This window comes from Caldimonas sp. (genome assembly GCF_046291045.1).
In the GTDB taxonomy this organism is placed as follows: domain Bacteria; phylum Pseudomonadota; class Gammaproteobacteria; order Burkholderiales; family Burkholderiaceae_C; genus Caldimonas.
The window spans coordinates 19,183-40,649 of record NZ_JBKBSL010000028.1; the positions used below are offsets into that span (position 1 = coordinate 19,183).

A 21,467-nucleotide genomic window follows, 5' to 3' on the forward strand; every position below is an offset into this window, starting at 1 on the left:
TCAGACGTCCTGCGTTTCGTACTCGATACCGCCTACCCAGCCGGCCACCAGGTTGTAGACCCAGCACGCCAGCGCCGTGCCGAGATAGCCGATCACCAGATAGAACAGCGGCATCCACACGACCATCATCAAGGGGGGGCGGCCGCCATGCGGCATGCCGCCCCAGAAGAGCAGGGTCAGCGGCACCAAGACGATCAACGACACGAGCGCCATCGTGATCGCGGCCACCTTGCCGTTTTGGTGGGGGGACAGACGTTGGATGCGTCGTTTCATGGGCTCCTCCGGTCCCCCAGGATACCCCAAGGAGGGCGGTTCAGGCTGCGCTGGCCTGCGGATCGCCGGCCGCAAAGAAGCGTTCGACCAATTCCCACTGCTCAGGGACGTTCAGAGCTGGCGCGTGGCCACAGCCAGGGATGGTGACGACGACGGCGCGCGGGCCGCGGGTGCGCATCTCTTCGGCCGTCTCGGGCAGCAGCAGGTCGGAGCTTTCGCCCCGCAGGCACAACACGGGGAGATCCAGGCTGTCGTAGGCCTCCCACAGGTCATAGTCGTTCGGGTGGTGCACGAACTGCTGGGCCATGGCCGGGTCGTAGTGGGTCGTGATGCGGCCATCAGGCAAGCGGCGTGCCGAAGTCTCGGCCATGCGCCGCCACTGCGCATCGGACAGCCAGCCATAGGGCTGGTAGACCACCCGCAGGAAGGCTTCGAGGTCGGTCACGCGCTCGAAGGCCGGTGGCTGGCCGGCATAGGCGCGGATGCGCTCGAGGGCCGGCGCGGCCAGCTGGGGACCGTTGTCGTTGAGGATCAGGCGCCGGATGCGCCCCCGCAGCGTGGTGGCCGCCGCCAGCGTGCCAATCGCCCCCCCCATCGAGGTGCCCAGCCAGTGGAAACGCTCCAGGCCGAGCTGGTCGACCAGCGCCGTGGCGATCTCCACGTAGAACGAGAGTTTGTACTCGTTGACCGGATCGGGGCTCCATTGCGAGAGCCCACGGCCCAGGGTGTCGGGGCAGATGACACGGTAGCGCGAAGACAGGTGCTCGGCCACCTCGTCCATGTCGCGGCCAGTGCGCGCCAGGCCATGCCAGGCGATCACGGTCTCGCGGTGCTGCGAGCCCCACTCGGTGTAGTGGATCTCACGGCCGGCGCAGTTCAGGTAGTGGGATGTGAACGGCATGGGGATCTCGCTTGCTTCAGGGAATCAGGCGCGTGGGGCCTGCTGCAGGGCGCGCTGACGCAGCCTGCCCACGATGCCGGAGGGGAAGTGGTAGACACACAGCACGAACAGCACGCCCAGCCATAGCAGCCAGCGATCGGGCGAGACGAGTTCGGAGACGAGCGGGAGGCCGCCCACCGCCCCCTCGCCCAGACGCATCAGATCCTGCAGGTAGTTCTGGGCCAGCACGAAGAGCACCGCGCCGATCACCGCGCCGTAGATCGTGCCCATGCCACCGATCACGACGATGAGCAGGATGTCGAGCATGATCTCGAAGCTCAGCGAGGTGTCAGGGCCGTTGTAGCGCAGCCAGATGGCCAGCATGGCCCCGGCCAAGGTGGCAAACAGAGCCGACAGCACGTTCGACAGCGTGCGATAGACCACTGTGCGGTAGCCGATGGCCTCGGCGCGGAAGTCGTTCTCGCGGATGGCCTGCAGCACGCGGCCGAAGGGCGAGTTGACGATGCGCAGCATCAGGCCCAGCAGCACCAGGGTGAGAAGGAAGAGACCGTAATAGCTGATGATGCGCCCGTCGATGAGCACCCCGAAGAACTCGTTCTCGAAGGGCTCGAAGCTTGGGCTCAGCCACTCGGGCATGCGGAAGGTCAGGCCGTCCTCGCCGCCGGTGATTTCCGAGAGCTGCGAGGCCAGGGTCTGGAAGGCCGAGGCCACGGCGAGCGTGATCATCGCGTAGAAGATGGCCTTCACGCGCAGGCTGAACAGGCCGATCACGAACGACAGGACCAATGACAGAACCAGCGCGCAGACGATGCCCACGGCCAGCGCATCCCAGCCGGCACCCATGCGGCTGGAGGCAATGGCCACGCCGTAGGCGCCGATGCCGAAGAACATCGTGTGGGCGAAGCTCACGATGCCGGTATAGCCCAGCAGCAGGTCGTAGCTGGCCACCAGCACCATGAAGATGAGGATCTTGGCCGCCACGTTGAGCGACTTACTGCCCGGGAAGATGAAGGGGGTGAGGAAGAGCGCAAGCAGGATGACCACCAGAGCCAGGGCCAGCCAGCGGCTGCGCGGCAGGTCATGGGAGAGCAGGCGTTTGAGCATGGTCGGCCTCTCAGCGGTTCGTGACCGGGTACAGGCCCTGGGGGCGCCACAGCAGGATGGCGACCATCAGGCCGATGTTGGAGAAGAGCGCGACCTTGGGCGCCAGGAAGCCGGTGTAGTTGGCCATCAGCCCCACGAGCAACGCCCCCACGAAGCAGCCCAGCGTGGAGCCCAGGCCGCCGATGATGATCACGATGAAGAGCAGCACGTTGATCTGCGCGCCCATCTGCGGGATCACCATCTGCTGGTACAGGCCCCACAGCACGCCGCCCAGTCCGGCCAGGGCCGAACCCACGACGAACACCCCGATGAAGAGGCGCCGGATGCGGTAGCCCAGGCTCTCGACCATCTCGCGGTCTTGCACGCCGGCGCGGATGAGCAGGCCGATCTTGGTGCGGTTGAGCACGAAGAGCATGGCCCCCAGGACGACGGCACCGATGACCACCGCAAACAGACGGTACTTCTCGATGGCCGCATCGCCCAGCAGCACCGAGCCGCGCAAGCCTTCGGGCAGCGGCAACGGAATCTGCAGCGGCCCCCAGATCACCTTGATGATTTCCTCGCCGATGATCATGCCGCCCATCGTGATGAGGATCTGCTTCAGGTGCTGGCCGTACACCGGCCGCACGACCAAGCGCTCGAAGGCATAGCCCACGGCGCCGGCCACGCTCATGGCCACCACCATGGCAAGGAAGATGGCCGTGAGGTTGCGAAACAGGGAGTCGCTGGCCGTCCAGTCGCCCATGCCACCCAGCACCGAGGTGGCCACGAAGGCCCCCAGAGCAATGAAGACGCCATGGCCGAAGTTCAGCACGTCCATCAGGCCGAAGACGAGCGTGAGGCCCGAGGCAATGATGAAGATGATCATGCCCATGGCCAGGCCAGCAATCGTGAGCGTGAGCCAGGTGGGCACGGAGCCGATGAGCGGCAGGGCCACACCGGCCAGCGCCAGCACCAGGGCCAAGGGGATGAGGTCGAAGCGGGCGCGCGGCACGGCCGCAGCGTCGGTGGCGCCCACCGTGGCGCCGACTGCAGGAGTGGTGGTGGTCATCGCTAGCCTCGTGTTCACTGATGGGCTGCCAGCGACAGGCCCAGCAGGCGCCGCTGGAGTGCTTCGTCCTGGGCGAGTTCGGCCATGGCGCCACGGTGCACGACGCGGCCGTCGTCCATCACCGCCACCTGGTCGCCCAGGGCCTTGGCCATCGCGAAGTTCTGCTCGACGAGCAAGATGGTGGTCTGTGTGGACTTCAGCTCGCGCAGGGCACCGATGAGGTTCTGGATGATGGCCGGCGCCAGGCCCTTGCTGGGCTCGTCGATGAGCAGCAGCTCGCGCGGCTCGACGATGGCGCGTGCCACGGCCAGCATCTGCTTTTGGCCACCCGAGAGCTTGCCCGCAGGGTAGAGCCAGAACTTCTTCAGCGCGGGGAAGAGCCCGAAGATCCAATCCAGACGCTGTGTGTCGAGATCGTCGACCGTCTGGGCGCCACGCGCAGCCAGCAGCAGGTTCTCCTTGACCGTGAGGTCGCTGAAGATGCCCATGCTCTCGGGAACGTAGGCGATGCCGCGCTGCGCGATGTCGGGGGTGCCCAGCTTCACGCCGGGCCCGCCGATGGCTTCGCCCTTGAACCGGATGCTGCCCTGCTGCGCGGCCCACAGGCCCATGATGGTGCGCAGCGTGGTGGTCTTGCCCGCGCCATTGCGGCCCAGCAACATGGTGACCTGCCCGGCCGGCACGTCGAAGTCCACGCCGTGCAGGATGTGATAAGCGCCGATGTGGGTGTGCACGCCCGACAGGCTGAGCACGATGTCGTTCGGGTTCATGCGGCCTCCGCCACGTCGGCAGTGCCCATGTACGCGCTTTGCACGATGGGCAGGTTCATCACATGGGCCGGCTCGCCGTCGGCCAGGAGTTGGCCGTTGTGCAGCACGATGATGCGGTCGGCCAGCTCGCGCACCACGTCCATCTTGTGTTCGACCAGCAAGATGGTTTTGTCGCGCCGCTCCTTGAGCGAGCGGATGAGTTCGAGCACCACCGGCACTTCGTCCACGCTCATGCCAGCCGTGGGCTCGTCGAACATGTAGACCTTGGGGTCCAGTGCCATCATCAGCGCCACTTCCAGCTTGCGCTGGTCGCCATGCGGCAGGCTGGACGCGGTGGCATGGGCCTTGTCGGCCAGACGCACCGCCTCCAGCCGGGCATAGGCCTCATCGATGTAGCCCTTCTGGTCGAGCCACACGCGCAGCAGCTGCAGCGCGCCGCCGTGGCGCGACTGCACGGCCAGGCGCACGTTCTCCAGCACCGTGAGGTTGGGAAACAACTGGGTGAGCTGGAAGGCGCGTCCGAGCCCGCGCCGGGTGCGCAACGGCGCGGGCAGGTGACCGATCTCCTCCCCATCGAGCCGCACGCTGCCGCTTGTCGCCTTGAGCTGCCCGGATATGAGGTTGAAATAGGTCGTTTTGCCCGCGCCGTTGGGCCCGACGATGGCCGTCAGCGTGCCGGGCTGGAAGGCACAGCTGACGCGGTCCACGGCCACGTGTCCGCCGAAGCGGATCGTGAGATCCTGCGTTTCGAGCACGCCGCTCATTGCTGCTTCACTTTCTGTGTCGATGGATCGAATCGGCCCTCAAGGGCAGGTGCCGATGACGTAGTGGTTGGGTCCAGTCTGCTTCAGGGTCGTGGTGGTGTAGATGTTCCACAAGCCCATGTACTGGTTGGAGCCGTTCGCATAGGTGTATCCCCAGGCCGCATAAGCCCGGCCCGCGGTGGTGTGGGCGTAATTGCTGGCCGTGTAGCAGGTGGCCGGGGGCGGGGCCGTGCCGGTGGTGGTGCCACTGGCCGGCGCGGATTGGGCGCTTTCAGCCCCGTTGCCATCGACGGCCGTGACCGTCCACTGGTAGGTGGTGGCCGCGCTCAGTCCGGTGTCGGTGTAGCTGGTGCCGGTGACGGCACTGGTGGTCTTCTTCGCGCCGTTGCGATAGACGTGGTAGCCCGCTGCTCCTTGCACCGAGGCCCAGGAGATCACCATGGACGTTTCGGTCGCGCCCGAGGTGCTCACGCCGGTGGGCGCCGGCAACGAGGAACTGGGGGCGCCGCTGGCGAGGTGATCCACCATGGCCTTGATGGCGCTGATCTGGGATCCGCCCTTGTGGGCGAAGTGGCTGCCGTACCAGCCGATCCAGTCCCAGCAGGCATTGGGGTTGGATAGCGAGCCGCTGGCGGCCGTGCTGCGGCTGGTGTTGTCCACCTTCGTCTGCGGGAACAGCACGACGATGCGGTTGGTGTCGGCCCAGCGGGTGTAGCCGGTGTTCGTGATGAACTTGTCGCCGATTTGCGAGTAGCTTTGCAAGCACCCATGCAGGGCCACGTGCAGCTTGCACTGGGCGCCGCTGGCGCAATCCGAAGGCACGTAGACCCAGCCGGTGGACGCCATGCCGGGATTGCTGGTGAAGCTGCTTTGGCTGAACTCGATGTAGTTGCTGGCCGCCGGGCTGTTGTTGCGGGGGTTGAGAGTGCCATAGATGCGGGTCAGCACGGCCTTGGCCCCGTCATAGCCGCAATTGCTGACGTAGGGCGATGACGAGCTGCCGCAACTGTTGTTGCCGGGGGCGTCGAAGTCGGTGGGGAAGACATGGGCCGCGCCGCTGCGCTTGACGTACTCGACGTTGCCCGACGGCACGGCGTTGTTCGTGTATTGCTTGCGCAAGGCGTCCATGGGGTTGGGCCCGACGACGCTGTCGCTCGTGCCCACGAACATGTAGATCCTCTGGCTGGCGATGCCGGCCTTGGGATCGATCTGCGAGCCGCTCCAGTTGTTGATGCTCGACTGCATCGCAGAGAGCTGGCTGTCGCTGATCGTGGCGTTGTACATGCAGGCGGTGTAGTGGTTGTGCCCCGCGCACATGTAGGGACCACCGGCGAACACGCCCACGCCCATGAAGGTGGACGAGTGCGCCACACCGAGCTGGTGGGCCATGAAGCCGCCGGAGGACAAGCCGGACACGCTGATCTTGCTCTTGTCGATGTTGAGTCTCGGCAGAGCCTGTTGGGCCAGCGCCGGGCCGCAGGCGAAGGCGGCCGTCGCCACCAACCAGGCCATCGTCCTGGACGTCATCGTTGTGTCTCCTCGTTGTGGGTGTGGGTGGGTGAATTCCCCCCCCTGCCCCGTGTGTCCGGGGTTGCTCGAAACGGTGGAGCTGCCTCTGGGGGCGGGCTGCGGCGGAGCCGCAGCCCGCATGGGCTCAACGCTTGTTACGGATCGGCACGTCCATCTCGCCAGGCTTGATCTCGCGCACGAGCTCAGGCACGCCCCAAGCGAAGGCCGGATCGTCCTTGATGCGGAAGTGGTACATGCTCTGCATGGCCTGGTGATCTTCCTTGCGGAAGGTCATCTGGCCCTTGGGCGTGTCGAAGCTCATACCTTCCATCGTGGCGATGAGCTTGTTGGTGTTGGTGTCGCCGTTGGTCTTCTTCAGTGCGGTGACGATGGCCATGGCAGCCGAGAAACCCCCGGCGGTGAAGAAGTCGGGCGGGCTCTTGAACTTGCTGTAGTGGTTGGCCACCAGCCACTCGTTGACCGGGTTCTTCGGGATGCCGAAATAGTAGTAGGTGGCGCCTTCCATGCCCGGGAACTGCTTGTAGGCGGCCATCGCCGGCAGGATGTTGCCACCGGTGGCGATCTCGATGCCGTAGCGCTTGAGGTCGAGGTCGGCGATCTTGAAGGGATTGCCGGCACCGGCCCAGATGATGAAGATCACTTTACGGCCCGGCTGGTCCTTGAGTTTGTCGATCAGGCGCTGCGCCCCGGCGGTGAAGTCGGTGGTGTTGGTCGGCAGGTACTCCTCATGGACGATCTTGGCCTTGCGGATCGCCCCCCTGAAGGCGGCCACGCCGTCGCGGCCAAAGGCGTAGTCCTGGGCCAGCGTGGCGATCACGGTGCCTTCCTTGTCCAGCGCCACGGCGTTGGAGATGGCGTCTTGCGAGCTGTTGCGGCCGGTGCGGAAGATGTACTTGTTCCACTTCTCACCGGTGATGGAGTCGGCCACGGCCGGCTCGACCAGCAGGATCTTCTTGTACTCCTCGGCCACGGGCAGCATGGCCAGGGCCACGCCGGAGGAGGTCGGCCCCACGGCCAGATCGACCTTGTCGTCGGCATAGGCCGCAGCGAGCAGCGATTTGCCCACGTCGGGCTTGCCCTGGTCATCTTTTTCGATCACCACGATCTTGCGACCCGCCACCTGCATGGTGCCGCCAGTGGCGTACTCCAGCCCCAGCATCAAGCCGGTCTGGGTCTGCTTGCCGTAGGCCTCCAGCGGGCCGGTCTTGCTGTAGACATGGGCGATGCGGATGTCCTTGCCCTGGGCCTGGGCAAGGCCCGGGCCGAGCGCGGCCAGCGCTGTGACGGCCCAACTGAGAAGGGCGCGACGGATGGGATGCGCAGTCATGGTGTCTCCTGAAGTTGTCGGGGCGGATCCCTCCGCCACCTAGCCACCGCCCCGGGGGATTCGGGCCGGACACCCCCCTTTTGCAAGGCGCGTGCCTGCGCACCCCCCGTCTTCAAGCCCTTGTCGCCATTGGTTTTTCCAATCGAAATCAGGGTTAACCCGAAACCGCTGAGAAACCAAAGTGTCCGAGACCCAGACAGTGGTTTCGGCCCGGCTTGTCTACTATTCAGACAGTGTCTGATTCCAAGACGGTGCGCGCAACTCGGGCCAGGCGGCCAGCTTTTCGTACAGCGTGGCCCGCGAGATGCGTAGCAGGCGGGCCGCCGCGAGCTTGTTGCCATCGGTGGCGCGCAGGGCCTCGGCGATGGCGCGGCGTTCGAGCTCGGCCACGGCCTCGGCCAGCGGGCGCACGCCAGACCCGCCCGGCTCGCGGGTGGAGACGCGGGGCTCGCCCCCACCCTCGGCGGTCGGCGCGGACTGGGCCGCTGCCTCGCCGGGGGACAGCAGGTGCATGAAGTGGCGCGCCTCCAAACGCAGGTCGTCGGTAAGCAGGCTGACCTGCTCGAGCACATTGCGCAGCTCTCGGATATTGCCCCGCCAGGGGTGGCGACGCAGGATGGCCAGGGCGGCAGGCGTCACCTCCCGGTGGGGCATGCCGCTGCGCCGGGCGATGTCCTCCTCGAGAGCTTCGACCAAGGCCTCCAGATCGCCCAGGCGCTCGCGCAGGGGCGGGATGCGGATGGGCACCACGTTGAGCCGGTAGTAGAGATCCTCGCGGAACCGGCCCTGGGCCACCAGTGCCGGCAGGTCGCGGCTGGTGGCGGCGATGACCCGCACGTCGATCTTGATCACCTGGTTGGAGCCCAGGGGTTCGATCTCTTGCTCTTGCAGCGCGCGCAGCAGCTTGGCTTGCAGGGGGGCAGGCATGTCGCCGATCTCATCGAGAAAGAGCGTACCGCCGTCGGCGAGCTTGAACTTGCCGTCGCGGCCCTTGCGGTCGGCACCGGTATAGGCACCCGGGGCCACGCCGAAGAACTCGGCCTCCAGCAGGGTTTCGGGCACCGCTGCGATGTTCACGCCAATGAAAGGCCGAGCCGCCCGTGACGAGGCGGCGTGAATCGCATGCGCCAGCAGCTCCTTGCCAGTGCCGGTTTCGCCCAGGAGCAGCACGGTGCTGTCGGTGCTGGCCACGCGGCGGGCCTGGCGCTTGACCTCCATGGCCTCGGGGCTGGTGCCGATGAAGCTGGCAAAGGTGTACTTGGGCCGCCGCTGCTCGGCCAGTTGTTTGCGTGCATCGTCGAGCTCGCGCTGCAGCATCGCGAACTTCTTCATCAGCGGCTGCATCGTGCTCTCGGGATGGGCCATCAGCACGAGGCCGAGCGCACCGATCACCTCGCCCGCCTCGTCGCGCAACGGGATGCGGCTGACGAGGAAGGTGCCCGCCTTGTTGGTGAGCAGGTCCACGAGAATCGGTCGCCCCGTGGCGATCACCTCGTGCATCAAGGTGTTGGGCACCACCTCCTCGACGGGATGCCCAACGAATTCGGCTTCGTCCTTCAGACCCAGGGCCGGCAGGAACTGCTTGTAGCCTTCGCTGATCCAGACCACACGGCCACTGCGGTCCACGACCATCATGCCCTCGGCCGTCTCGGCAAAGAGCTGGAACATCGAGCGTGCGGCCATCTCCAGCACGCTGCGGGCATCGCGCGGCAGGTCGCTGGCGGCGTCCAGGGGATCGAGCACTCGGGAGGCAGACATCACGCGCATGCTACCCGCTCGGGCCGGCCCTGCGGCTGCGGGCTTTGCCGGGGCCGCATCCCCGACGCCCTTGAAACGCCCCGGTGCCATCCCTACATCGGAGGCAAGGCCTCAAGGCCGATTCCGATCGACGGAGGACATACCATGTATCGCTCGCTCTTTCCACGCGACCTGTTCGCCGAGTTGGATCGCCTGCAGCGTGAGATGCAGCAGGTCTTCGATCTGTCGCCCAGCATCCGCGGTTTCGGCCGTGGGGGCTTTCCTGCGCTCAATATCGGCAGCACGCCCACGTCAGTGGAGGTCTATGCCTTCGCGCCCGGCCTGGATCCGGCGCGCATCGAGGTCAACCTCGACCGCGGCGTGCTGACGCTGGCCGGCGAGCGCGCACCCCTGGCCGACGCCAACGACGAGAAACAGACGCTGCACATCAACGAGCGCTTCGCAGGACGCTTCCGCCGCGTGATCAGCCTGCCTGACGACATCGACCCGGCTGGCGTGAATGCCAGCTACCGTGATGGCGTGCTGCAGGTGAGCATCCCACGCAAGGCCAGCGCCCAGCCGCGGCGCATCGAAGTTCAATGAACGCAAGGAGTGACGCCATGAACACGACCACTGCCGTGACCACCCCCGGCGACACCGCCGTGCGCAACGTTGGCAACGACCGCAGTGAGCCTGCGCTCGTGCCGCCGGTGGATGTGATCGAGGACAGCACCGGCATCACGCTGTACGCCGACCTGCCGGGCGTGCCCAGGGATCGCCTGAACCTGCGGGTGGAGGGTGACACCCTCAGCCTGGAAGGCGAGATGCAGCTGGCCCTGCCTCAGGGGATGACGCCCAGCCATGCCGAGGTACAGCTCTCGCGCTTCCGCCGCACCTTCACGCTGAGCAAGGAGCTCGACCCCGACAAGGTCAGCGCCGAGCTCACTCACGGGGTGTTGCGGGTGCGCATCCCCAAGGCCGAGCACGCCCAGCCGCGCCGCGTCGAGGTGCGCGTGGCCTGACCCCTGAGCGTCCGACATCGAATGGAGGCCCGACATGACGATGAAAGACCTTCGTGAAGGCTTCGACTCGCTGTGGGACAGTCTTTCCGAGGGGTGGTCGCGCCTGCGCGACTCTGCACGTGGCGCCCTCACCCGGTTCCGCGCCGGCGACGAAGCCCATCTGCCCGATCGCAGCCGCGTGGACGACGCCAGCTTCATCGCCTCGCACGGCTGGGCGCTGATTGGTGGCGACGTCTTCGAGGACGAGCGCCGCCTGGTCGTGCGCCTGGAGGTGCCCGGCATGGACAAAAAGGACTTCGACATCGAGGTGCGTGACGACGTGCTCGTCGTGCGCGGCGAGAAGCGCTTCGAGCAGGAGTCCAGCGATGGCCGCTGGCGCGTGCTGCAGTGTGCCTACGGCAGCTTCGAGCGTACGGTGCCGCTGCCCGTGCCGGTCAAGGCCGATCAGGCCCAAGCGCGCTATCGCGACGGCGTGCTGCGCATCGAGCTGCCCAAGGCCCGTCCTGGCGCGGCCCGGCGCATCCAGCTCAAGGTGAGCTGAGGGCGGCGGCGCCCCGCCTGCCCCACACGAATCGGGGGGCGGGGCGGCGCACTTTGCCCTGCATCAAACCCGGGGTGTGGCCGCGCTGGTGTGATCGCGCTCACCGATTCCTCGGAGCCGCTGCCATGCCCCCCACCGATCCCGAAACGGCCGATCGCCCGCTCAAGTGCAGCCTGTACTACTTCGCCAGCGACGAAGGCGGCGCCAGCGCGGCCGACAAGCGCCGCCTGCTCTTCGACAGCGCCCGCTTTGCCGACCGCAACGGCTTTTGCGCCGTGTGGGCGCCCGAGCGTCACTTCCATGCCTTCGGCGGGCTGTCGCCCAACCCCTCGGTGACAGCGGCTGCGCTCGCTGCTCTCACCTCGAACGTGCGCATCCGTTCGGGCAGTGTCGTGCTGCCGCTGCATCCCGTGGCCCGCGTGGCCGAGGAATGGGCGCTGGTGGACGTGCTCTCGGGCGGCCGCGTGGATCTGGGCGTCGCCTCGGGCTGGTTCCCCAACGATTTCGTGCTGGCCCCGCCGGGCACCTACGAACGCCGCGGCGAACTGCTGTTCGAGCGCCTGGAAGCACTGCGCAGCCTGTGGCGCGGCGACCCCTTCGAGGCGGTGAACCCGCTAGGCGATACCGTGAGCCTGCGCACCCTGCCGCGGCCCGTGCAGCCCGAGCTGCCCGTGTGGATCACGGCGGCCGGCAACCCCGACACCTTCGCACGTGCAGGCCGCCTCGGCATGAACGTGCTGACCCATCTGCTGGGCCAGAGCCTGGATGCCCTGGCCGGGAAGATCGCCGTCTACCGGCGGGCCTGGGCCGAGGCCGGCCACCCCGGGCACGGCGAAGTCGCGCTGATGCTACATGCCTACGTGGGCGACGACGACGACGCCGTGCGCCGCACGGTGCGCGCCCCCATGCTGCACTACCTGGCGAGTTCGGCCCAGCTCGTGGGCCGCTACACCGGCGCCGTCCCCTTTTTCCAACAGCGCTGCGCCGTGGACGCAGGCGCCCTCACAGCTCAGGACGTGGACGATGCGCTGGCCTTTTCCTTCGAGCGCTACTACCAGACCAGCTCCTTGCTGGGCACGGTGGACGACTGCCTCGACCGCCTGGACCGCATGCGATCCATCGGCGTGGACGAGATCGCCTGCCTGATCGACTTCGGCCTCCCCGCTGACGAGGTGCTGGCGGCCCTGCCCCGGCTGGCCGAGCTCTTCGAGCTGGCCAACGTCAGCGAGGCGGAGCTGGCGGCCGTCTAGGTGAGGTCGCGCAGGCCGGGTAGCGTGATACTTGGGGGCTTTGCTGCCTCCCGACTCCGTCCGCCATGCAAGTCATCACTGCAGCCCAGGCCGCCGCCCTGATCCAAGACCGCTGGACGGTCGCCACCGCCGGTTTCGTCGGCGCCGGTCACGCCGAAGCGGTGACCGCGGCGATCGAGCGCCGCTTCGAGGCCGAGGCCGCACCACGCGACCTCACGCTGGTGTACGCCGCCGGCCAGGGCGATCGCAGCCGACGCGGCGTCAACCACTTCGGCCATGCCGGCCTGGTCAAGCGCGTGATCGGCGGGCACTGGATCTCGGCCCCCCGCCTGGGCGAGCTGGTCGAGCGCAACGAAATCGAGGCCTACAACTGGCCCCAGGGGGTGATCGCCCACCTCTTCCGAGCGATTGCCGGCGGCAAGCCGGGCGTGATCACGCGCATCGGCCTGCACACCTTCGTCGACCCGCGCCACGACGGCGGCCGGCTCACGCCGCGTACCACCGAGAACCTCGTGCAGCTGCTCACCCTCAATGGCCAGGAGCAGCTGCTCTACCCCAGCTTTCCCATCCACTGCGGCCTCATCCGCGCCACCACCGCCGACGAACACGGCAACCTCACCACCGAGCACGAGCCCTTCCATCAGGATCTGCTGGCCATCGCCCAGGCTGCTCGCAATTCGGGCGGCATCGTGATCGCCCAGGTCAAGCGCCTCACCCGTGCGGGCAGCATGAACCCCAACCTCGTGCGCGTGCCCGGCATCCTGGTGGACTATGTCGTGATCACCGAAGACCCCGCCGACCACTGGATGACCTTCGGCGAGGCCTACAACCCCGCCTACACCGGCGAGGTGCGCGAGCCCGAGCGCGCCTTCGAGCCCGCGCCGCTGGATCTGCGCAAGATCGTGCAGCGCCGCGCCTTCCTCGAACTGAAGAAGCTGCGCCACCCCGTGGTCAACCTGGGCGTGGGCATGCCGGCCGGCCTGGGCGTGATCGCCCGCGAGGAAGGCCACAGCGACTTCACCCTCACGGTGGAAGCCGGCCCTGTGGGCGGCACGCCGGCGCAGCTCCTGAGCTTCGGCGCCAGCACCAACCCCGAGGCCATCATCGACCACGCCGCCATGTTCGACTTCTACGACGGCGGCGGCATCGACATCGCCTTCCTGGGCTTGGCCGAACTCGACCCGCAAGGCAACGTCAATGTCAGCCGCTTTGGCAGCCGCATCGCGGGCGTGGGCGGCTTCATCAACATCACCCAGACCGCCCGCCGCGTGGTGCTGATGGGCACGCTCACCGCCGAGGGACTGGAGGTCGAAGCCGGCGGCGGGCGGCTGCGCATCGTGCGCGAAGGGCGTGTGAGGAAGCTGGTGCCCAAGGTGGGCCACCTCAGCTTCAACGGCCCCTATGTGCGCAGTCTGGGGCGCCAGATTCTCTACATCACCGAACGCGCCGTTTTCGAACTGCGGGAGGCCGGGCTCACGCTCACCGAGGTGGCCCCGGGGCTGGACCTTCAACGCGACGTGCTCGATGCCTGCGGCGCCGAGGTGGCCGTGGCCGAAGACCTGCGCATCATGGACCCGCGCATCTTCACCGACGCCCCGATGTGCCAGGCTTGATCTGGCGCAAGCACGGCACGCGCCGCGTCGCCCCCGCGACAGGCGAGGCCGGCCGGTGCGTCCCAGAATGCCCCATGGACTTCGCACCCAGCCCCCGCAGCCAGGAGTGGCTGCAGCGCCTGCAGCGCTTCATGGACGACCTCGTGCTGCCGTCGATGGCTGACTGGCATCGCTACGCCGACGCCGGCGTGCATCCGCTGGACGTGCTGGAGCCGCTGAAGGCGCAGGCCCGACGAGCTGGCCTGTGGAACCTGTGCCTGCCCAGCCTGGACGACCGCCAGCCGGGCACCCGACTGAGCAACCTCGACTACGCTGCGCTGGCCGAAGCGATGGGGCGCGTGCCGTGGTCGGCCGAGGTCTTCAACTGCAATGCGCCCGACAGCGGCAACATGGAACTGCTGATGCGCTTTGCGAACCCTGCGCAGCGCGAGCAATGGCTCGATCCGCTGCTGGCCGGCACGATCCGCTCGTGCTTTGCGATGAGCGAGCCCGATGTGGCCTCGTCAGACCCCACCCAGCTCGAGACCTCCCTGCGGCCCGAGGGGGAGCACCTGGTGCTCAACGGCCGCAAGTGGTTCATCACCGGCGCCACGCACCCGCTGTGCCGACTGGTGATGGTCATGGCCCGACACGATGGGAGCGGCGACGCCCACCGCCGGCATTCCATCGTGCTGCTGCCGCGGGACACCCCGGGCCTGCACATCGAGCGCAACATCCCGGTGATGGACCATCTGGCTCCCGAGGGTCACGCCGAACTCGTGCTGCGCAACGTGATCGTCCACCCCGACCAGATCCTGGGCGAACCCGGCGCAGGCTTTGCACTGGCCCAGGCCCGCCTCGGGCCGGGGCGCCTGCACCACGGCCTGCGCGCCATCGGACAGTGCGAGCTGGCGCTGGAGCTGATGTGCGAGCGCGCACTGGAGCGCCGCAGCTTCGGCGCGCGGCTGGCCGATCAGGCCAACATCCAGGAATGGATCGCCCGCAGCCGCATCGAGATCGACCAGGCCCGATGGTTGGCCTTGCATGCCGCCTGGTGCCTGGATCAGGACGACCCCCGCGCAACGCGCGGCCCGATCGCAGCCCTCAAGGTGGTGACGGCCCAACTGCAGACCCAGGTGCTCGACCGGGCCATCCAGGTCTTCGGTGCCATGGGACTATCGCCCGACACCCCGCTCGCCCGCGCCTGGGCCTGGGGCCGGGCGCTGCACCTGCTCGATGGCCCAGACGAGGTGCATCTGCGCAGCCTGGCCCGCGAGGAACTGCGGCAGGCCCAGACGCGACGCGGCGCCAATGCGGCGCACCTGCGCCGCTGGTGTCCCCCGGCTTGAGCCCGCCCAGGAAACCACACGACCGCCACTTGCCGGCCACGAGCCGATGCCTTACCCTTTCGAGATCACGGGGCGGCCTGTGGCCGACCCAGCTCTCACCGCGGGCGTCCTGCCCCAGGAGGACAGCGCCATGTCCACCCCACCGTCCTCCCGGACCGCCACGATCCGCAACCTGGCCCTGGTGGGGCAAAGCGCGTCGGGCAAAACCAGCCTCGTCGAAGCCCTGCTGCACCGCGCCGGCCGCATCAATGCCCCCGGCAGCCTGGAACGCGGAACCACCGTGTCCGACTTCGACCCGCTGGAGCGCAAGTTCCAGCACTCCCTCAACACCAGCATCGTCAGGCTCGAGCACGGCGGGGCGCTGATCCAGTTGCTCGACACTCCGGGGCTGCCCGACTTCCTCGGCCAGGCGCTGCCCGCCCTCGAGGCGGTGGAGACCGCCGCGATCGTCCTCAACGCCGCCGCCGGCATCGAGCCCCTGGCCATCCGCATGATGGACTGGGCTCGCCAGCGCGACCTGTGCCGACTGATCGTCGTCAACAAGATCGACGCCGAACGCCTCGACCTGCCCGGGCTGCTCGCGCAGATCCAGGAAGCCTTCGGCAAGGAGTGCCTGCCGCTCAACCTGCCGGCCGGCGGCGGCACCCGGGTGGTCGACTGCTTCTTCAATCCGTCCGGCCAGGCGGATTTTTCGTCGGTGGAGACCGCACATCGCGCACTGGTCGAGCAGGTGGTGGAGGTCGACCCCGACTTCGTCGAGCGCTACCTCAACGACGGCGACGTCGACCCGCGCGAACTGCACGCCCCGCTGGAACAGGCCCTGCGGGAAGGCCACCTCGTTCCGGTGTGCTTCACCTCGGCGCGCAACGGCGCCGGCGTGGCCGAGCTGCTCGACGTGATGGCCGCCTTGATGCCGCACCCCGGCGAGGGCAACCCGCCGCACTTCCTCGAAGGCGAAGGGCCGCAGGCCCGGCGCGTGCTGGCCGAGCCCGACGCCGGCCGGCATGTGCTGGCCCATGTGTTCAAGGTCGTCAGCGACCCCTACGTGGGCAAACTCGGCCTCTTCCGCGTGCACCAGGGCACCGTCACCAAGGACAGCCTGCTCTACGTGGGCGACGGCCGCAAGCCCTTCAAGGTGGGCCACCTCTTTGCCGTGCACGGCAAGGACCATGTCGAGATCCCCAGCGCCGGCCCGGGCGAGATCGCCGCCGTGGCCAAGGTCGACGAGATCCACTACGACGCGGTGCTGCACGACGCCGCCGAAGACAGCCACATCCACCTCGAGCCCCTGCCCTTCCCGGTGCCCGTGCATGGTCTGGCCATCGAACCCAGACGACGCGGCGACGAGCAGCGCATGTGGGAGGTGCTGCAAAAGCTCGTCGAGGAGGACCCCTGCCTGAAGGTGGAGCACGTGGCCGCCACCAACGAGACCGTGGTGTACGGCCTGGGCGAGATGCACCTGCGCATCCTGCTCGAGCGCATGACCGATCTTTACAAATGCGAGGTGGTCACGCGGCCGCCACGCATCGCCTACCGCGAAACCATCACCCAGGCCGCCGAGGGCCACCACCGCCACAAAAAGCAGACCGGCGGGGCCGGCCAGTTCGGCGAAGTCTTCCTGCGCATCGAACCCCTGCCGCGCGGAGCGGGCTTCGAGTTCATCGACGAGGTCAAGGGAGGGGCCATCCCCAGCGTCTTCATCCCGGCGGTCGAGAAGGGCGTGCGCCAGGCCCTGGACGGCGGCGTCATCGCCGGCTACCCGGTCCAGGACGTGCGCGTCGTCGTCTACGACGGCAAGCACCACTCGGTCGATTCCAAGGAGATCGCCTTCATCACCGCCGGCCGCAAGGCCTTCGTCGATGCAATGCTCAAGGCCAGCCCCATCGTGCTGGAGCCCATCGTCAAGCTCGAGGTGGCGGCGCCCGAGGCTCACATCGGCGACATCACCGGCGACCTGGCCGCCAAGCGCGGCCAGATCAACGGCACGCGCGCCCTCTCACCCGGCACCCTGGTCGTGCTGGGCCAGGCCCCGTTGTCCGAGCTCAACGGCTACCAAACCCGACTGCACGCCCTCACCGCAGGCCACGGCAGCTACATCGTCGAGTTCTCGCACTACGAGCCCGTGCCCCCCTCGGTGCAACACCAGCTCGTCGGCCAGTTCCGGCCTCGCGACGAGGAATGAACGCACCAGGTCAAGCGTTCAAGACGACGTCGAATCCGCCGTAGATCAGCCGCCCCCGTCAAAGGGCATGGGGTGGGCTTCGGACGACAACCGCGGGTCGGCCCTCACGCGCCGAAAACAGGCCAACGCTTTCGACACGGGCGTCTTCAGCGGAGACGCTCCAACCCCCGCATCATCCACAAACCCAGCACCGGCCCGACGGCCAGCCAGGGCAGCAGCGTGGCCAGGTCGAAGCGCGCGGCCAGCATCGCAAAGAGCTGGATGCTGACGATGGAGACCGCAAAGCCGATGCTGTTGACCAGCGTGAGCAGGCTGCCCACGGCTTCGCGGGGGGCGTTCTGGGCGGTCAGCGTCGAGAACTGGGGGGAATCGCCCACCACGGTGGTGCCCCACACGGCCAGCCACAGGGCAAAGACGAGATCCGGGGCATGCAGCATCCAGGGCGCCAGCAGGCAGCACAGGCCGCTGGCGGCGAGCTGCACATTGGCCACGCGGGCACTGCCGACATGGCGCACCAGCAGGCCGCCGGCCACGCAGCCCAGGGTGCCCAGCGCGATCACGGCGAAGGCCGCGGCCGAGGCGGGTGCCCCCGCCAGCCGGGTGCCGACGATGGCCGGCACCAGCACCCAGAACGTGTACAGCTCCCACATGTGGCCGAAGTAGCCGAAGGCCGAGGCCCGCACGGGCCGGTGCGTCCACAGCGCCCCCAGGGCACGCCATTGCAGCCGCGCAGCGCGCGGCAGATGGGGGCCGTCGGGTACGGTGGCGGCCAGCAGCAGCCCTCCGCCCAGTGCCAGCAGCGACACCACGTCCATCACCTGCTGCCAGGGCCAATCGGTTCCCAGCGCACGCAGCAAGTGGGGACTGGCCGTACCCAGCACCAGCGCACCCACCAGCCAGCCCAGGGCCGCGCCGAGGCCCTGTGGGTACCAGCTGGCGGCGATCTTCATGCCCACGGGGTAGATGCCCGCGAGGAAAAAGCCCGTGGCAAAGCGCAGCACCAGCAGGGCCTCGAGCGAGCCGGCGACATGCGCCCCCAGGGCGTTGCAGGCGGCCCCCGCCACCGCGCAGGCCAGGAAAACCCACCGCGGAGAGAAACGGTCGGCCACCGACAGCACCGCGAACACCAGGGTGCCCATGATGAAGCCCAGCTGCACCGCCGAGGTGAGTGCGCCCACCGCCGCGCTCCCGAGCCCCCAGTCGCGCTGCAGCTCGGGCATCACGGCATTGACAGCGAACCACAGCGAGGTGCCGGCCCATTGGGCCAGCACGATGACGGGCAGCACATGGGCCGGCGCGGCCCCAGGCAGGGCAGGTGCGGGCATGACCCGCACGATACGCCGAAACGGCTCAGGGCTGCAGCCCCTCCAACGCCGCCAGATCCAGATCCTCCAGAGCGGCCCTCAGCTCAGCCAGCGTCAAGCCGTCGCCAATCGCCTCGATCACCAACCCATTGGCCAGCACCACATTCACTTGCGGCGACACATCGGGCGCGCCAAAGACCTCCCGGATGACGCGGCGATCCTCCCATCGCACGGACTCGCGCCGCCCCGCCGCGATGGCCGTCCGCGCAGCACGCTCCCATTCCACCAAAGCCGCCCAAGACGACAAGCCCCCCGTATCACTCAATGACAAATCGAGACGTCGTTCGGCCGTCGAGCCATAGCGCACACTGACCGAGACACTGGAAGCGCCCAAGGTGTCGTCCCCGAACACATCGGCCGGCTGCCGCGGCAGTTCACCCAGACGCTCCGGCAACAGCGCTTCGATCCGACTGGGGGCCAAGGTCGGGCGCACTCCGATGCCCATGGCCGCATTCATGGCCGAGCGCGCCTGCGCCATCGCCTGCGGGTCTTGACGCGCCGAGGCCGCTTCCATGTCCGCCACGGCCTGCGCGATGCGCTCTCTGGCCTGCTGCCACTGCTGCAGCTGCGACGGCGACAGCCCCGACACCACCGGCTCGCCTACAGGCGCGATGCCCTCTTTCGAGACAAGCCCCTGCACGGCGGCCAGCATCACCGCCGCCCCCATCGCCGCCAAGACCCATCCCCATGATTTGAACCTCATACCCCCACTCCACGATCGACGGCTCGCCACATGGACCTCGCCATCGGCCTTTCGTACCCATTGTCCGCGCTCGAACGCCATCCTGTGACACTTGAGAGACAGCGCCATCCCTAGGCTCAAGATCCGCCATCGCTGGCCGATATCCCGAGCAGGAGGCCTTCCATGATCACCACCGCCTTACCCTCCCTGGAGGCCTGGACCGCACATTTCGCCCAGGCGCCAGTCCCCGTGCTGCCCCGCACGGCCGACGCCATGGACTGGCTGAAGGATCGACAAGACGACCTCGATGCCCACCGTATCGCCGAATTCTTGGCCGGTGACCCGCTCATGACCCTCAAGATTTTTCGCCGTTTGGCCGCCGTGAGCCCACAGACCGACGACGACGACGGGGAGATCGGTGCCGAGAGCGTCACCGCAGCCCTGGTCTACTTGGGCGTGGGTCCGTTTTTCGCAGGGTTTGAGCAGCTGATCACCACCGATGAACTGCTGGCGAGCCGACCGCACGCCCTGGACGGTCTGCACGAAGTACTGCGTCGCGCCGCTCGCGCAGCAGTATTTGCCCTCGGCTTTGCCGTGCACCGCATGGACAGCGACGCGCCGGCGCTCTATCACGCTGCCTTGCTGCACGATTTCGCCGAAATGCTGCTGTGGTGCCATGCCCCCGACCTGGCGCTGGAGATCCGCCGCCGCCAGCGGCACGACCCGACCTTGCGCTCGGCGCGGGCGCAGATGGACGTGCTGCACATCCACCTGGCCGATCTCGAGCAAGCCCTGATGCGCGCCTGGCGCCTGCCGCGCGTGTGGCGCCGGCTCACCGACGAACACGCTGCCGCCCACGACCTGCAGGCCCGCACCGTGACACTGGCGATCCGCCTGGCCCGCCACACCCAGCAGGGCTGGGACAACGCCGCCCTGCCGGACGACATCGCCGATATCGCCGCCTTGCTCAACCTCTCGCCCGAGGCCACGCTGCGCAAGGTGCGTGACCTGGACGAGGTCTGAGAACGCGGGGCCGCTCAAGGGGTCGGGCAGGCGGGCATCAGCGTGCGCACGGCCACAGTGGTGGGATTGTCATACGGCCCACCGGCATTGATCGTGAAGCGGCATCCATAGGCCGGGTCGGCCACGACCGTCGCGTCCAGCACCTCATCCCCCTGGGGCCGCGTGCCGTTCTGCTCCCAGGCCACCATGTCGTCGAAGGCGGCGACCTGTTCGGCCACCGTGAAATCACAGTGGCTGGGGGCTCGGATGGCGCGCTGCACCAACCAGCCCCCCGAGCCATTGGCGTCGGCACGGCGCTTGTAGATCTGCTGCATGCTGAACGGCACGTACATGTCACCCAGCGTATGCAGCGACACCACCGGGATGCTGAACTGGCCGTTGACCTTCGGGATCCAGCGCAGCCCGTCGCGGCGCAACCGGTTGGCCTCGGGCGCCGGCGTTGCGCGCAGCAAGGTGTCATTGAGCTGGGTTTCCTCCGTGCTCAGCGCCGGGTCGCTGTCGATCTGCAAGACCATATTGCGCGTGTCCAGCACACTGGCATTGAGGATGCCGTTGATCGTGCCATCGCCGCCGAAGGTGCCCCAGACCACCTGCTGCAAGCCCGCGTTGGCGAAGCCCTGCTCGAAGATGGGTCGGTTGCCTCCCGTGAGATTCATCACCACCCCCTTGAGCTTCTCGCCATCGGCCGTGGGGACGATCTGGGTCTGATTGAACGTCGTGAAAAGCCGGCTGCGCACCATCGCGTTGATGTCGGCCCAGTAGGTGGTCGGGTAGCGCGGCACGCCGGCGAAATACTGCGCTGCCGCCTGATACGCCGAGAAGTAGTCGAACAGCTCGGTATCGCCCATCACGCCGCACATCGGCACGGCGCCGTGATAACGCACCTTATTGATTCGGCCCTTGTGCACTTGAATTTATCTGCACCGCCCCCAACTCGGATTCATGCAAGCAACTGACATGAGATCGTTGAGCCGCGAAGCGCGGCATGAGCGCCGGGTTCAGGTC

General features: G+C 67.7%; 20 protein-coding genes. 8 read left to right on the forward strand and 12 right to left on the reverse strand.

Annotated features, from left to right (window positions below):
- From ACK4ZD_RS11135 to ACK4ZD_RS11175, 9 genes are all read right to left on the reverse strand, one after another.
- A complete protein-coding gene (locus ACK4ZD_RS11135) occupies positions 1-273 on the reverse strand; it encodes a hypothetical protein (protein ID WP_409661807.1) in 273 nt (90 codons plus the stop codon).
- A gap of 40 nt (positions 274-313) precedes the next feature.
- Positions 314-1,174 (reverse strand): alpha/beta fold hydrolase, encoded by an 861-nt coding sequence (locus ACK4ZD_RS11140; protein WP_409661809.1) that lies wholly within the window; start codon positions 1,172-1,174, stop codon positions 314-316.
- Between the two features lie 24 nt (positions 1,175-1,198).
- On the reverse strand, positions 1,199-2,278 hold the full coding sequence (locus ACK4ZD_RS11145) for a branched-chain amino acid ABC transporter permease (RefSeq protein ID WP_409661812.1): 1,080 nt from the start codon (positions 2,276-2,278) through the stop codon (positions 1,199-1,201).
- Between the two features lie 10 nt (positions 2,279-2,288).
- A complete protein-coding gene (locus ACK4ZD_RS11150) occupies positions 2,289-3,329 on the reverse strand; it encodes a branched-chain amino acid ABC transporter permease (RefSeq protein WP_409661815.1) in 1,041 nt (346 codons plus the stop codon).
- 14 nt (positions 3,330-3,343) lie between these two features.
- Positions 3,344-4,099, reverse strand: coding sequence for an ABC transporter ATP-binding protein (locus ACK4ZD_RS11155; protein ID WP_409661818.1), 756 nt, complete (start codon positions 4,097-4,099; stop codon positions 3,344-3,346).
- The gene (locus ACK4ZD_RS11160; protein ID WP_211286905.1) at positions 4,096-4,854 is read right to left on the reverse strand and encodes an ABC transporter ATP-binding protein; all 759 of its coding nucleotides are present in this window, start codon (positions 4,852-4,854) and stop codon (positions 4,096-4,098) included. Before ACK4ZD_RS11160 ends, ACK4ZD_RS11155 begins: the two co-directional genes overlap by 4 nt.
- A gap of 48 nt (positions 4,855-4,902) precedes the next feature.
- On the reverse strand, positions 4,903-6,390 hold the full coding sequence (locus tag ACK4ZD_RS11165; protein ID WP_409661821.1) for a fibronectin type III domain-containing protein: 1,488 nt from the start codon (positions 6,388-6,390) through the stop codon (positions 4,903-4,905).
- Between the two features lie 127 nt (positions 6,391-6,517).
- On the reverse strand, positions 6,518-7,720 hold the full coding sequence (locus tag ACK4ZD_RS11170; protein ID WP_409661824.1) for a substrate-binding domain-containing protein: 1,203 nt from the start codon (positions 7,718-7,720) through the stop codon (positions 6,518-6,520).
- Between the two features lie 222 nt (positions 7,721-7,942).
- Positions 7,943-9,487 (reverse strand): sigma-54 interaction domain-containing protein, encoded by a 1,545-nt coding sequence (locus ACK4ZD_RS11175; RefSeq protein ID WP_409661827.1) that lies wholly within the window; start codon positions 9,485-9,487, stop codon positions 7,943-7,945.
- 135 nt (positions 9,488-9,622) lie between these two features.
- Here ACK4ZD_RS11175 and ACK4ZD_RS11180 point away from each other — a divergent pair, with 135 nt between their 5' ends.
- From ACK4ZD_RS11180 to fusA, 7 genes are all read left to right on the forward strand, one after another.
- Positions 9,623-10,060: an Hsp20/alpha crystallin family protein gene (locus tag ACK4ZD_RS11180; protein ID WP_409661830.1), complete on the forward strand. Its 438-nt coding sequence runs from the start codon at positions 9,623-9,625 to the stop codon at positions 10,058-10,060.
- 17 nt (positions 10,061-10,077) lie between these two features.
- Positions 10,078-10,479 (forward strand): Hsp20/alpha crystallin family protein, encoded by a 402-nt coding sequence (locus tag ACK4ZD_RS11185; protein ID WP_409661833.1) that lies wholly within the window; start codon positions 10,078-10,080, stop codon positions 10,477-10,479.
- Between the two features lie 34 nt (positions 10,480-10,513).
- Entirely contained in the window at positions 10,514-11,020 is a 507-nt protein-coding gene (locus tag ACK4ZD_RS11190; protein ID WP_409661835.1) for an Hsp20/alpha crystallin family protein, read from the forward strand.
- A gap of 125 nt (positions 11,021-11,145) precedes the next feature.
- On the forward strand, positions 11,146-12,270 hold the full coding sequence (locus ACK4ZD_RS11195) for a MupA/Atu3671 family FMN-dependent luciferase-like monooxygenase (protein ID WP_409661838.1): 1,125 nt from the start codon (positions 11,146-11,148) through the stop codon (positions 12,268-12,270).
- A 65-nt stretch (positions 12,271-12,335) separates the two neighbouring features.
- Positions 12,336-13,883 carry an acyl CoA:acetate/3-ketoacid CoA transferase gene (locus tag ACK4ZD_RS11200; protein ID WP_409661841.1) on the forward strand — a complete coding sequence of 516 codons (1,548 nt, stop codon included), beginning with the start codon at positions 12,336-12,338 and terminating at the stop codon, positions 13,881-13,883.
- 74 nt (positions 13,884-13,957) lie between these two features.
- The gene (locus tag ACK4ZD_RS11205; protein ID WP_409661843.1) at positions 13,958-15,211 is read left to right on the forward strand and encodes an acyl-CoA dehydrogenase family protein; all 1,254 of its coding nucleotides are present in this window, start codon (positions 13,958-13,960) and stop codon (positions 15,209-15,211) included.
- A 130-nt stretch (positions 15,212-15,341) separates the two neighbouring features.
- Complete coding sequence (fusA, locus tag ACK4ZD_RS11210) at positions 15,342-17,393, forward strand: elongation factor G (protein ID WP_409661856.1); 2,052 nt, start codon at positions 15,342-15,344, stop codon at positions 17,391-17,393.
- A gap of 146 nt (positions 17,394-17,539) precedes the next feature.
- Here fusA and ACK4ZD_RS11215 read toward each other — a convergent pair whose 3' ends face one another.
- Entirely contained in the window at positions 17,540-18,718 is a 1,179-nt protein-coding gene (locus ACK4ZD_RS11215; RefSeq protein ID WP_409661846.1) for an MFS transporter, read from the reverse strand.
- Positions 18,719-18,743: 25 nt separating this feature from the next.
- Complete coding sequence (locus ACK4ZD_RS11220; RefSeq protein ID WP_409661849.1) at positions 18,744-19,460, reverse strand: hypothetical protein; 717 nt, start codon at positions 19,458-19,460, stop codon at positions 18,744-18,746.
- Between the two features lie 162 nt (positions 19,461-19,622).
- On the opposite strand from ACK4ZD_RS11220, the gene ACK4ZD_RS11225 reads away from it, so the two are divergent.
- On the forward strand, positions 19,623-20,462 hold the full coding sequence (locus ACK4ZD_RS11225; RefSeq protein ID WP_409661851.1) for an HDOD domain-containing protein: 840 nt from the start codon (positions 19,623-19,625) through the stop codon (positions 20,460-20,462).
- Between the two features lie 14 nt (positions 20,463-20,476).
- On the opposite strand, the gene ACK4ZD_RS11230 is transcribed toward ACK4ZD_RS11225, so the two are convergent.
- Positions 20,477-21,346, reverse strand: coding sequence for a hypothetical protein (locus ACK4ZD_RS11230; protein ID WP_409661853.1), 870 nt, complete (start codon positions 21,344-21,346; stop codon positions 20,477-20,479).
- Positions 21,347-21,467: the final 121 nt, after the last annotated feature.

What these genes read in the sequence shown, in the direction of transcription:
- ACK4ZD_RS11170 (WP_409661824.1), bottom strand. Translation starts at nt 7,720, where the DNA reads ATGACTGCGCATCCCATCCGTCGCGCCCTTCTCAGTTGGGCCGTCACA.
- ACK4ZD_RS11135 (WP_409661807.1), bottom strand. Translation starts at nt 273, where the DNA reads ATGAAACGACGCATCCAACGTCTGTCCCCCCACCAAAACGGCAAGGTG.
- ACK4ZD_RS11145 (WP_409661812.1), bottom strand. Translation starts at nt 2,278, where the DNA reads ATGCTCAAACGCCTGCTCTCCCATGACCTGCCGCGCAGCCGCTGGCTG.
- ACK4ZD_RS11175 (WP_409661827.1), bottom strand. Translation starts at nt 9,487, where the DNA reads ATGCGCGTGATGTCTGCCTCCCGAGTGCTCGATCCCCTGGACGCCGCC.
- ACK4ZD_RS11225 (WP_409661851.1), top strand. Translation starts at nt 19,623, where the DNA reads ATGATCACCACCGCCTTACCCTCCCTGGAGGCCTGGACCGCACATTTC.
- ACK4ZD_RS11140 (WP_409661809.1), bottom strand. Translation starts at nt 1,174, where the DNA reads ATGCCGTTCACATCCCACTACCTGAACTGCGCCGGCCGTGAGATCCAC.
- ACK4ZD_RS11185 (WP_409661833.1), top strand. Translation starts at nt 10,078, where the DNA reads ATGAACACGACCACTGCCGTGACCACCCCCGGCGACACCGCCGTGCGC.
- ACK4ZD_RS11215 (WP_409661846.1), bottom strand. Translation starts at nt 18,718, where the DNA reads ATGCCCGCACCTGCCCTGCCTGGGGCCGCGCCGGCCCATGTGCTGCCC.
- ACK4ZD_RS11220 (WP_409661849.1), bottom strand. Translation starts at nt 19,460, where the DNA reads ATGAGGTTCAAATCATGGGGATGGGTCTTGGCGGCGATGGGGGCGGCG.
- ACK4ZD_RS11200 (WP_409661841.1), top strand. Translation starts at nt 12,336, where the DNA reads ATGCAAGTCATCACTGCAGCCCAGGCCGCCGCCCTGATCCAAGACCGC.
- ACK4ZD_RS11190 (WP_409661835.1), top strand. Translation starts at nt 10,514, where the DNA reads ATGACGATGAAAGACCTTCGTGAAGGCTTCGACTCGCTGTGGGACAGT.
- fusA (WP_409661856.1), top strand. Translation starts at nt 15,342, where the DNA reads ATGTCCACCCCACCGTCCTCCCGGACCGCCACGATCCGCAACCTGGCC.
- ACK4ZD_RS11165 (WP_409661821.1), bottom strand. Translation starts at nt 6,390, where the DNA reads ATGACGTCCAGGACGATGGCCTGGTTGGTGGCGACGGCCGCCTTCGCC.
- ACK4ZD_RS11180 (WP_409661830.1), top strand. Translation starts at nt 9,623, where the DNA reads ATGTATCGCTCGCTCTTTCCACGCGACCTGTTCGCCGAGTTGGATCGC.
- ACK4ZD_RS11150 (WP_409661815.1), bottom strand. Translation starts at nt 3,329, where the DNA reads ATGACCACCACCACTCCTGCAGTCGGCGCCACGGTGGGCGCCACCGAC.
- ACK4ZD_RS11155 (WP_409661818.1), bottom strand. Translation starts at nt 4,099, where the DNA reads ATGAACCCGAACGACATCGTGCTCAGCCTGTCGGGCGTGCACACCCAC.
- ACK4ZD_RS11205 (WP_409661843.1), top strand. Translation starts at nt 13,958, where the DNA reads ATGGACTTCGCACCCAGCCCCCGCAGCCAGGAGTGGCTGCAGCGCCTG.
- ACK4ZD_RS11195 (WP_409661838.1), top strand. Translation starts at nt 11,146, where the DNA reads ATGCCCCCCACCGATCCCGAAACGGCCGATCGCCCGCTCAAGTGCAGC.